Source organism: Streptomyces sp. NPDC005435, from assembly GCF_040703155.1.
In the GTDB taxonomy this organism is placed as follows: domain Bacteria; phylum Actinomycetota; class Actinomycetes; order Streptomycetales; family Streptomycetaceae; genus Streptomyces.
The window spans coordinates 105,361-116,336 of record NZ_JBEXEQ010000004.1 but is presented as its reverse complement, the minus strand read 5'-3'; the positions used below and the strand labels follow the sequence as shown (position 1 = coordinate 116,336).

Genomic DNA, 10,976 nt, shown 5'->3' with positions numbered 1-10,976 from the left:
CAACTGCGAATCGAAGACATTGACGCCACGTCTCCCTCAGTGCATGGGCCCCATGTGATCGGCGCTTTGCATCACACGACGTCCCAGGTGAGAGAGTTGTGTGAAGTAAGTAAATGATCAAGGAATCGCCATGTCCAGGCCAATGGGACATGCATGGGGCCCGCTTGGGGATCTCTTGAAGCGTTGAAGCGACGAGTTCGCAGGGTGAGATGGTGCAATTCGTCCACACGTCCTGCGGTTCCGCCGGTGGGAGTCGCAATTGCGGGGCGTTGCGATGAATCCGTGGGTTGCATGCCTGATTTCCGAGGGAAGTGCTGGCGCGCTTTCGCCCGGCTCGCGTCCGACCGTGTTTGCCGGGCAGGGCTGCGCGTCGCGCGTCGCCCTGCCCGGCGGATCGAAAGGTGATGTGGTCAGGAGCCGTCGGCGTGGACGGCGTAGACGTAGCGCTTGCCGTCGTACTCGGTCGTGTTCCAGATCACGGACTTGCTGAAGGCCCAGCCGGAGGCGCCGCTGCTGTGGTAGCTGAGGTCCTCGCAGCCGATGGCCAGGTCGCAGACGGCGGTCGTCGTGTTGTCGCCGGAGTTGAAGGCGCGCAGGGTGCCTCCCGTGGTCTTGCCGGCGCTCACGGAGAGGTAGTGCTTGCCGCCGCGGGTGACCACGCCCTGGATCTTCTCCTGGTTCACGGTGACGGCCTCGGTCGAGGTGAGCGAGCGCAGTTGCCGGTCGGTGTAGTCGAGGTCCCAGCGGACGATCTTGGGAGTGGTGGTGCCGACGCCCGTGCCGTTGAAGTCCCCGTCGGTGTAGTCGACGGTGCCGGCGTACGAGTACTCGCCCACGACCAGGCTGTCGGGGGTGCTGGCGCGGTCGAGGCCGATGGTCGTGTAGCGAAGATACGTTCCGGCGTTGTCGTAGGCGTGGCTCTGCGGCAGGACGTACTTGTACCCGTAGCCGTAGTAGGAACCGTCGGTGTGCAGTCCGCAGACCTCGGTCTCGGTGGTGGGGACCTGGAAGAGGGTGTTCAGGTCGAACACCCTCATCCCCTTGAAGGTGTCGACGAAGTACAGCAGGTTGCCGTACCACATGATGCCGCCGGCGTGCTTGCGCAGCGGGTTGAAGGAGTACTCGCCGGTGCTGGTGAGGACGGGCTCCACCAGCAGTACGTGCCGGTAGGTCGGCGCGGCGGCGTTGCTGTAGTCGATGAAGGTGAGCCGGGCGCCCTTGTCCGTCAGGCTGGGGTCGCCGTCGAAGTACCACGAGACGAGGACGACCTTGTTCGACCCGCCGTCCGGGTACAGGCCGTTGCCGTAGGCGTCCGCGCTCGTGGTGACGCCCTGCGGCGTCCAGTAGGTGACGGCCTGGTCGGCGCTGTCCCAGGCGAACCCCGTCTGGAACGCCTTGGCCGAGTTGGGCGCGCTGGTCAGATGTATGGCGTCGCGATTGGTGTCGGCTATGACGGCGGTGGCGTCCACCTTGGGCAGCTTGCCCGCCAGACCGGCCGTCAGATCGGCGAACTCGCCATGGCTGTTGGAGGAACGGGCGGCGAGGGTGAACTGCCCCGCGTCGATGGTGGCCGCGGCGGCGGGCGTCGAGGAGAGCAGGGTGCCGGCGGTGGCGAGGAAGGGGGTGGCGGCCATGCCCTTGAGGATGGCTCTGCGTGTCATAGTCACGGACCGCAAAATATGATCTTCGAACACTTGCCACAAGTACGGTTGTTCGAAAAGGGGTTGTGGTGTCGCCCCGCCGCCGCTGAGGTCAGCGGAAGAGCTCCGGCACCGGACAGCGCTCCAACGCCTCACCCGGCCGGTCCGCCCAGCCCCACCAGACATGCCGATCGGCACACCGCCACAACGACCGACAGCCCTGCCGTGAGGAATGACGCCGGTCAGCCGCGCTGTCCCTCGGACGATCGCGGCGGGGTCACGGTTCGGCCCGTAGGGCGACCGCGCCTTCAATTGTGGCTCCGCCGTGTGATCAGATCGGCTCGCACCAGCAGGTAAGCGGCTCGGGGAGGAGCCGCGGGGGGAAAGGAAACCGTGATGCCCGCCGTCGCCAGAGAGACGACACAGTCATGCCCGGAATGCGGCACGGAGATCCACGGCGACAGCCGGTTCGCCCTCTGGTGCGCCGCCTGCGACTGGAACGTGGACCCCGAGGAGCCGCGGCCGGACACGGGACGTCTGGAGAGAGCCGAACGCGCCCTGGCCCGACGGCATGGCGAGCAACTGCTCGCGGAGATGCTGAGCGGACGGGATTCGCGCCCCCGGCGTGACGCCTCGGCGCTGGCGGCCATCGCGCTCGCTCTGACCGTGCACGGCGCCACCCTCGCGCTCGCCGTCGGAGGCGTCTGGTGCGTCGTCGCCGGCTGGGGCGGCGCCGGCGTGGTGGCGGGGCTGGTGCTCCTGGTGCTGGCCTGGGCGCTCGCCCCGCGGGTCTCCCGCCTCCCCGACGACCGGCCCGTGCTGTTCCGCGCCGACGCGCCCGAACTCTTCGCCCTGGTGGACGAGGTGGCACAGACGGTCGGCACCCGAAGTGTGCACGCGATCGCCGTGGAGGGGAGCACCAACGCCTACGTCAGGACGTACGGTGTGCGCGGCCGGCGGCTGCTGACGCTGGGCATGCCATTGTGGGAGGTCCTCACGCCCGAGGAGCGGATCGCGCTGCTCGGCCATGAGCTGGGCCACTACGCCAACGGCGACACGCGCAACACCCTGGTGGTGGGCACGGCGCTGCGCACCCTGTCCCTCTGGTACGGCACTCTCCAGCCGATTTCGCGCCCGTCCCCGATCGAGCTGGCTGTCAACGCCCTCTACGTGGTGCCGCGCCTGCTGGTCCATGGGCTGCTGGTGCTGCTCGTCCGGCTGACGTCGCAGGCCAAGACGCGGGCCGAGTACCTGGCCGACCGGCTGGCCGCCCGCACCGCTTCCACCCAGGCGGCGGTGGGTCTCATGGACCGGTTGCTCATCGTCGAGGCGCTCGACGTCCTGCTGCGCAGCGAGGCCAACCGGGCCGCCCTCGGCGGTTCGAGGGCGGCCCGGGAGGTCAGGGCCCGGGCCGACGAACTGTGGGGTCTGCTCACCACGTACGCCGCGTCCATTCCGGAACACGAGTACGAACGGCAGCGGCGCGCCGGAGCCCGGCGCGGGCACCAGGTCGACTCCACCCACCCGCCGACCCACCTCCGACGCGCCTGCCTGCTCGCCGGAGACCCCGAGCCGGCCACCGTGCTCCCGCAGACCCACCGCACCGCCCTGATCGCCACGGAACTCGCCCCGGCCCGCACGGAGGTGGCCCGCCGCCTGCTGCGCGACGGCGTCGAGGACTGAGCCCCTCACACGCCGCCTCCGGGGCGTCATCACGCCCCGACAGGACTCGAACCTGCGGCCAAGCGCTTAGAAAGCGCTTGGCGTGTTCGCCCAAGGTCGTTCGCTGATCTGCGTTCTAGCCCGTTCCGCTGACTGCTCGTCGCCTGCCATCGACACGCATTCGACACGACCCGGAGCCGATTCACGGCCGCCGGTAGGCCGAAGGGTCGACACCCGCTTCCGGCTTCCTGCTCAAGGACACGTAGACGGGATTCTCAAGGTCTCCCACCTGCATGAGGGCGAAGAGGTCAAGGTCATGGTTCGCGAACCTGTGGAGGTACTGGAGGAACAGCTCCAACTCGTCGTCCGACAGCCGCTCATCGTGCCGCTCATTGCGCATGCGATCACGATACGAGTGCAGGGGCCGTGAGCTGACGCGGAGCTGTCCTGCTAGCGGTTGATGGGGATCTCGTAGACGATCTCGCAGTGCGCGGCCGGCACGACGATGTCCGCCGTCTCCACGGGCCGCCCTTGGTCGCTGTAGTACGTCCGCCTGATGTGCGTGACGAGCGCGGCCTTCTGGATGCCGAGTAGCGACGCCTCCTCGGCGGTCGCCTGCCTCGGCTCCGGCTGTTCCACGGCGTGGCTGACGGTGATGCCGATCGCTGCCATGCGGTTCACGACCCCGGCGCCCGCGTGCGGCCCTCCCTCGGGAAGGACGACGAGGGTGCCGGCGGTGAGGTCGTACGGCTCCCAGCTCGTGGACAGTTGCACGGGCCTGCCGTCCGCGAGGAACTCGTAAGTCGTCCGCACGCACAACGCGCCCTCGTCGACCCCCAGCCGCGCCGCGATGTCCGCGGGGGCCGGCACCTTGGCGTCCGTCCGACTCTCCCAGTCGCCCTGCCTGCCGACGGCCTTCATGTCCGCCCGGAACGGCGAGCCACTGGGCTGCTCCCGCGCCGAAGACCGTACGACCCGCACACGCCGCCGGGGCTCGGCGACGTACGTGCCTGAACCGGCGCGACCCTCCAGCACTCCCTGGGAGATCAGCAACTCCTGCGCCCGGCGCACCACGTTCTCGCCCACGCCGCACTCCTGGCCGATCTGAGCACGGGACGGCAGACGGTCTCCCGGCTCCCACACACGTTCCGCGATCCGGCGCCTCAGCTCATCGGCGATGCGGAGGTACGGCGGTTGCTCAGACATATGGAAAATCTAGTCCCCTAGCCCTAATCGCCGGTGACGGAGGCTGCCCTGCACCCGCTTCGGGAGTTAGCGCGGAGGCCATCGCCGCCCGGCTGCCCCCCTCGGATTTCTCACGCGAGTGGAGGAACACTCCCGGCACACGACGGTCGAAGCGGAGATGCCGAACAAGGTCTCCGCCGAGACATGGCGGGCGGCTCTGGACCCGGCCTCCGCGGCCGATCAACTCGGCCTCCGCGCCATCAGCTTGAACGCCCGCACCCTCTGAGCGGTCGTACGCAAAGTGGTCCTCACGACGGGCGATGTCGGGGGACCGGGCCATCAGCGATAGGAGCTGAGCAGCGTGCTCGACCGTATCTGCCGCGCCCTTTCTCTAGCCAGGGTGCGGACCTTGACCAAGGGCAGGCATCGCTGCCTCTTACGGTCCTCCGACCCATCGGCCGAAGCCTTCTCCCTCGCGCCGACCCTCATCTTGCGTCAACCCTCCGCACTGACAGCCTGTCTGGCCCCGCTTGCGGGTTGGGACTCCCGCCGTGAATGGGCCAGGCACCTTGCTCGAAGACCTGTTGATCCCAAAGCAACTTGGGTGGGAGTCGAACCTTGGGCTTGTGTGCCTCTCACCTGCTGCAAGTGTCCGCAGGTGTTTGCACTCGTCCGCCGCTGTGCCCTGTCGGCGCTTATGGCACAGGAGCATGTGATCCGTGGCTCTGCACCACTGGGCAGTGGCGGTCATTACGGTCGCGTCATGGCCCGAGAAGGGCGTTGCGGGACATGATCGGCTGCTGTGATTGCTGTACTTCGTTGCTGTACCCCCAGCCAGCTAGGGCAGCAGTGCCAAAAGTTCGACACAAAGCCGATCTGTAGCTCAGTCGACGATAGGTCAGCCGCGACGATGGGCGCGCCGATCGGGCCGGCGCGCGTGTGTCTCGCTGCACCGTAATCGGGCCTCAGCCACGTTGTCTGATGTCGTCCGTCAGAGCAAGATGTGACAGCGGAACCATCCTGGGGGCATTGGGAATTGGGCATTGGCCTCTTCGTCCTGAGGCAACCTGGGAGGGTGTGTTGTCGGGTGCTCATGAGGCTCCCACCTACGCTAATTGTCAGCAGGTGTCCGTGGTTCTCGCCGATGTACGTCGACGTTGTCAAGCAGTAAGGTGCACGAACCAATTCGGTTCTCCCGTCGCCCACGAGGTTCATGTCATCCATGGTGGTGAAACGAATCTCGCATCTGCTCCCTCGCACCAGCTCCATTCCAATTGGCGCCCGAACCCGCCAGACGGGGCACCAGAGGTGAGTAATGCACCATCTTCCGGTACGACATCGACCACGCGCCGTTTTCCTGCCTGGACGACCTCAATCTTCAACCACCATGAGCACCAGGTGACTTCAGCTCGGCCAGTGATCAACAGAGACTGTGACTCGCCAGGGGCAAGCGGGATGACGTTGTCGTCGAAGAACGGGCGATTTCCGGACCGTGCCAGGTGCCCGATCGAGTCCTCGTAGGAGGCTTGCCAGGCTTCAGGGATGCACTCATCAAGAAGGAAATCCAATACGACAGCTCCCGCCGTGCCCGCAGGCGGGTACCTGACCCATACAGCGCTGAAGGGCGCGCCTACCAGCTCCTTGTGGACTTTGATGTTGGTGATCGTGAGTGGTTGTTCTGTCCGGTTCTCTACCAACAGCTTGACTGTCGTCGCTTTGAAATCGGCGGCACCCCGTTGGCGCAGCAGCCTGTACATGGGGAGGTAAGTACGCGTGTCCTGAGGTACGTGCTGTGGCAACGCATCATCTGATGGCAAGGCCATCTCCCAGGCCTTGGGTACGAGTATTTCTCCCGCGACAGTTAGCGGGCTACCGCGCTTCACCCAGCGCCGAAGGAACACGCCAACCCCGATGATCGCTGCGATAACCAGGGGGCCAACGATGCCTTCGATCACGGAAGCGCTCCTCAGATCCAGCCCATCGAAGCACTGCCTGTGTCGCTATGGGCGAGAGTAGGGTCGACGACTGTAGTCAGTCTGCCACCGTCGGTGGTTATCGTGTGCTTTGAGGAACTCAGGACGGCCCAGTGTCGGCATTATGGTGATCACCGTCGTGATCGAGTCGACCACCCTCACCGCCAGCAGTCAGAGCGCCCCGGCCCCGCCGGCATCTGCCGCCCCCGCGCCCGGCCGCCCGGTCGTCCGCTCACACCCGGCGCCGGCCTCGCCATGGCCAGCGGTGGTACGGCTGTGGTCCTGATCCTCGGCGCCGTCCTCGTCTCGCTGCTCCTGGCGGTCGCCCTCACCGAAGCCTCGGTCGCAGTCTGTGCGGTCGTCCTGCGTTCCCTGCTCGCCTCGGACGCCAAGCGTCGCTGATCGGCTCCGGTATCAGAATCTGGTGGCAGCCGGACGGCCCAGGACTCTTCCCGTGATCGTCAGAGGGGCGGGGCCTCATTACGCCCACCCAAACCGCCCCTGACCAGCAAAAAGCCCTCCCCGCAGGGAGGGCCAGCAGACGCGCCCCCGGCAGGACTCGAACCTGCGGCCAAGCGCTTAGAAGGCGCCTGCTCTATCCACTGAGCTACGGGGGCCCGATGCGGGTCAAGGATAAAGCTGACTGGATCCCGACCCTGTCGCCTCGCCTCCGTGGCTCGGTGTGGAGGTTCGGTGAAGCGGTCCTGATAATCGCAGGCGGGTACGAATCGTGCATCGCTTTTGCGCCCCGACGCGCCGGGTGTTGTGCACTCGTTATGCCTGGACTGTGCCGGTGCCCCAGTCGTCCCGTCCGTCCGTTCTGTTCTGTCGGCGCGCAGACGTATCCATATGCTTCAGAATTCCCTCAAAATTGGGCATTCTTCACATGTGGTGACCTTGGACGTACGGCCCCAGCTGCTCGACACACTCTCCGCCCTGCGCGACCGTGTCGCCGCGGCCCGCTTTCCGCTGCCCCTCGCGGGAGCACCGCGCGTGCGCGCCAACCGCGACGAGCTCCTCGCACAGCTCGACGACTACCTCGTACCCCGGCTGCGCTCGCCCGAAGCGCCGCTGCTCGCCGTCGTGGGCGGCTCGACCGGCACCGGAAAATCGACCCTCGTCAACTCCCTCGTCGGGCGCCGGGTCAGTGAGGCGGGCGTACTGCGGCCGACCACCCGGACCCCCGTCCTCGTCTGCCATCCGGAGGATCACCACTGGTTCAGCGGGATGCGCGTCCTGCCCGACCTCACCCGCGGCCCGCTGCCCCAGCAGGACCGGCACCAGGACCGGCACCAGGACTCCCGTGACGAGCACCCCGCGCGCGTACTCCGCGTCGAGACCGCCGAAAGCATCCCCCGCGGGCTCGCCCTCCTCGACGCCCCCGACGTCGACTCCCTGGTGGCCGAGAACCGCGTCCTCGCCGCCGAGCTGATCTGCGCCGCCGACGTATGGATCATGGTCACCACGGCCGCCCGCTACGCCGACGCCATCCCCTGGCATCTGCTGCGCACCGCCAAGGAGTACGACGCCACCCTGGTGACCGTCCTGGACCGGGTGCCGCACCAGGTCGTCGCCGAGGTCTCCCGCCAGTACGGCGCCCTGCTCAACAAGGCCGGGCTCGGCGACGTACCCCGCTTCACGGTGCCCGAGCTGCCCGAGTCGGCCTGGGGCGGCGGGCTGCTGCCCGCCTCCGCCGTCGCGCCCCTGCGCGCCTGGCTGCTGCACCACTCCCAGGACCCCGCCGCGCGCCGCCAGGTCCTCGCCCGTACCGCGCACGGCCTCCTCGACTCGCTCAAGTCCCGGATGCCCGAGCTGGCCGGGGCCGCCGCCGCGCAGTACGCGGCCGCCCTCCGGCTCACCTCCGCCGTCGACCACGCCTACGACAGCGAGCACGCGCGCGTACGCGGACGCGTCGGCTCCGGGGCCGCCCTCGCCGGCGACGCCCTCAAACGCTGGCGCGCCTTCCCCCTCGACTGCACCGCGGGCGAACTCCTCGACGCCCTGGCCGAGAGCCTGGCCGAGCTGCTGCTGTGCGCGGTGACCGCCGCCGACGAGCGGACACGCGAGGCCTGGCGCCGCGAGCCCGCCGCCCGGGCCCCCGAGCTGACCGCCCACGACCCCGCCCCGGAGCCCCCCGAGCACCGCATCGGCCTCGCCGTACGGCGCTGGCGGCGCGAGCTGGAGGAGTACGCCGAGGACGAGGTGCGCGAGCTGGAGAAGGGCGCCGCCGTCGACGCCGAGGCCGCAGCCGCGCTGGTCGCCACCGCCGTACTCGGCGGACACCGCGCGCGTACGGCGGGGGAGCGGCTCGCCGAGCGGATCGGCCCCCATGGCGCGCTGCGGCTGCGCGACCGGGCGGGGCGCCTGCTCACCGAGCACGTCGACCGCGTCCTGCACACCGAGCGCGAACGCCGTCTCGCCCCCCTCGACGCCCTGGACGTCCACGCCGAATCGCAGGCCGAACTCATCGCCGCGCTGTCCGTACTGCAGAAGGAGAGGTGACCGGTGACCGCCGTCGCCGACCAGAACCACACGGATCGCAGGGACCACTCGGACGGCACGGGGCCGCCGGATCACGGGGACCGCCCGCCGCGCCCGACGGGCCGTACGGAACACGCCGGGGGCGCCGTGGCGAGCGGGTACGTCCCTCAGCCCGCGCCGGAGGCGGGGCGCCCTGGCGGCAGCGGTACGGAGGCCGAGGGCGCCGGACACGCGCGCGTACCGGCCGCGTCGTCCGGTACCGACGAGAGCGGCGGGCCCCCCGCCGACCCCTGGGACGACGGCCTCATCGCCCGCCGCGCCACCGACAGCGCCGCCCCCGAGGAAGAACGCTCCCCGCTCGACGCCCCCGCCCGCGGCGGCTCCGCCGCCCCCGGCACCCTGCCCCTCGCCTACGACGGCGCCCTGCGCTCCCGCCTGGACGCGCTGCGCGAACTCGTCGGCCTCTCCCGTGCGCGCCTGGACAACCACACGCTCGCCGAGGCCGCCCGCGTCCTGGACGAGGCGTCCGCGCGGCGCAGACTCTCCGGGCAGCACACCGTCGTCGCCATCGCGGGCGCGACCGGCAGTGGCAAGTCGCAGCTGTTCAACTCGCTGGCCGGGGTGCCGATCTCCGAGACGGGCGTACGCCGTCCGACCACCTCCTCGCCCATCGCGTGCAGCTGGAGCGACGGCGCCGCCGCGCTCATCGACCGGCTCGGCATCCCGGGACGGCTGCGCCGCCGCCCGGTGCCGGGTCCGGAGGGCGAGGCGCCGCTGACCGGCCTGGTGCTCGTGGACCTGCCCGACCACGACTCGGCGGCCGTACAGCACCGCGACCAGGTGGACCGCATCCTCAAGCTGGTCGACGCGGTGATCTGGGTGGTGGACCCCGAGAAGTACGCCGACGCGGCCCTGCACGAGCGCTATCTGCGGCCGATGGCCGGACACGCCGAGGTGATGTTCGTCGTCCTCAACCAGGTGGACCGGCTGCCCGGCGAGGCCGCCGAGCAGATCCTGGACGACCTGCGCCGGCTCCTGGACGAGGACGGCGTCGCGCTCGGCGAGCACGGCGAACCGGGCGCCACGGTCCTCGCCCTGTCCGCGCTCACCGGCGACGGACTCGGTGAACTGCGCGGCGCGCTCGGCAAGTTCGTGGCGGAGCGCGGCGCGGCCGCCCGGCGGGTCTCGGCCGACGTGGACGCCGCCGCGACCGGGCTGCGGCCGGTGTACGCCGCCGGGCAGGGCGTCGAACTCGCCGAGGACGCGCGCGAGGAGTTCGCCGACCGGCTCGCGGACGCCGTGGGTGCCACGGCCGCCGGTGACGCCGCCGAGCGGGCCTGGCTGCGCAACGCCAACCGCGCCTGCGGCACGCCATGGCTGCGGCTGTGGCGCTGGTACCACGACCGGGGCGGCCCGCCGACCGGCAAACTCCCGGTACGTCCCGCCGCCGACACGGAGGCCACCGCCCGTCAGCGCGTCGAACAGGCGGTCCGTACGGTGTCCGACCGCGCCTCGGCCGGGCTGCCCGGGCCGTGGGCGCAGGCGGTGCGCGAGGCGGCCGTACGCGGGTCGCAGGGGCTGTCGGAGTCGCTGGACGAGCTGGCGGCGGGGGCGGGGCTGCCGCCGGGACGCCCGCCCCGGCCCGGGTGGTGGCCGGTGGCGGTGCTCGCGCAGGCGGCGATGACGCTGCTCCAGGTCGTCGGCGGGCTGTGGCTCGCGGGGCAGATCGCCGGGGTGCTGGCGCCCAATCTGTGGGTTCCGGTGCTGCTGATGCTGTGCGGGATCGTCGGCGGGCCGCTCGTGGAGTGGAGCTGCCGGCTGGCGGCGCGGGGGCCCGCGCGGCGGTACGGCCAGGAGGCGGAGCGACGGCTGCGGGAGGCGGCGGCGAGCTGCGGACGGGCCCGGGTGCTGGATCCGGTGGCGGCGGAGCTGCTGCGGTACCGGGAGGTGCGGGAGCAGTACGGGAAGGTGATGCGGGCGGGGGTGGGGTGAGTTCTTCCGCTGTTCGAGCCCGCCTGCGGTTCGTGCTCGCCCG

Annotated in this window: 8 protein-coding genes, 1 tRNA gene and 1 pseudogene; 5 read left to right on the top strand and 5 right to left on the bottom strand. The window is 69.9% G+C overall.

All coding sequences use genetic code 11. The features are described 5' to 3' along the window. Nucleotides 1-410: 410 nt before the first annotated feature. The gene (locus tag AB0898_RS06915; RefSeq protein ID WP_366801767.1) at nucleotides 411-1,667 is read right to left on the bottom strand and encodes a hypothetical protein; all 1,257 of its coding nucleotides are present in this window, start codon (nucleotides 1,665-1,667) and stop codon (nucleotides 411-413) included. Between the two features lie 369 nt (nucleotides 1,668-2,036). Here AB0898_RS06915 and AB0898_RS06910 point away from each other — a divergent pair, with 369 nt between their 5' ends. Continuing rightward, nucleotides 2,037-3,323, top strand: a complete 1,287-nt coding sequence (locus AB0898_RS06910; RefSeq protein ID WP_366801766.1) for a M48 family metallopeptidase — start codon at nucleotides 2,037-2,039, stop codon at nucleotides 3,321-3,323. A gap of 181 nt (nucleotides 3,324-3,504) precedes the next feature. On the opposite strand, the gene AB0898_RS06905 is transcribed toward AB0898_RS06910, so the two are convergent. Both AB0898_RS06905 and AB0898_RS06900 read right to left on the bottom strand, forming a co-directional pair. Next, nucleotides 3,505-3,702: a hypothetical protein gene (locus AB0898_RS06905; protein WP_366801765.1), complete on the bottom strand. Its 198-nt coding sequence runs from the start codon at nucleotides 3,700-3,702 to the stop codon at nucleotides 3,505-3,507. A gap of 50 nt (nucleotides 3,703-3,752) precedes the next feature. After that, a complete protein-coding gene (locus AB0898_RS06900) occupies nucleotides 3,753-4,508 on the bottom strand; it encodes a GntR family transcriptional regulator (RefSeq protein ID WP_366801764.1) in 756 nt (251 codons plus the stop codon). 118 nt (nucleotides 4,509-4,626) lie between these two features. On the opposite strand from AB0898_RS06900, the gene AB0898_RS31850 reads away from it, so the two are divergent. Continuing rightward, entirely contained in the window at nucleotides 4,627-4,773 is a 147-nt protein-coding gene (locus tag AB0898_RS31850) for a hypothetical protein (RefSeq protein WP_407078296.1), read from the top strand. A 925-nt stretch (nucleotides 4,774-5,698) separates the two neighbouring features. Here AB0898_RS31850 and AB0898_RS06890 read toward each other — a convergent pair. Continuing rightward, the gene (locus AB0898_RS06890; RefSeq protein ID WP_366801763.1) at nucleotides 5,699-6,442 is read right to left on the bottom strand and encodes a hypothetical protein; all 744 of its coding nucleotides are present in this window, start codon (nucleotides 6,440-6,442) and stop codon (nucleotides 5,699-5,701) included. A gap of 142 nt (nucleotides 6,443-6,584) precedes the next feature. Between AB0898_RS06890 and AB0898_RS06885 the strand changes: the two are divergent. Further along, nucleotides 6,585-6,862: pseudogene (locus AB0898_RS06885) on the top strand (SpdD-like protein). A 142-nt stretch (nucleotides 6,863-7,004) separates the two neighbouring features. On the opposite strand, the gene AB0898_RS06880 reads toward AB0898_RS06885, so the two are convergent. Continuing rightward, a tRNA-Arg gene (locus AB0898_RS06880) sits at nucleotides 7,005-7,077 on the bottom strand. A 271-nt stretch (nucleotides 7,078-7,348) separates the two neighbouring features. Between AB0898_RS06880 and AB0898_RS06875 the strand changes: the two genes are divergently transcribed. Together AB0898_RS06875 and AB0898_RS06870 are read left to right on the top strand one after the other, a co-directional pair. After that, nucleotides 7,349-8,962, top strand: coding sequence for a dynamin family protein (locus AB0898_RS06875; protein ID WP_366801762.1), 1,614 nt, complete (start codon nucleotides 7,349-7,351; stop codon nucleotides 8,960-8,962). Nucleotides 8,963-8,965: 3 nt separating this feature from the next. Then, on the top strand, nucleotides 8,966-10,933 hold the full coding sequence (locus tag AB0898_RS06870; RefSeq protein ID WP_366801761.1) for a GTPase: 1,968 nt from the start codon (nucleotides 8,966-8,968) through the stop codon (nucleotides 10,931-10,933). Nucleotides 10,934-10,976: the final 43 nt, after the last annotated feature.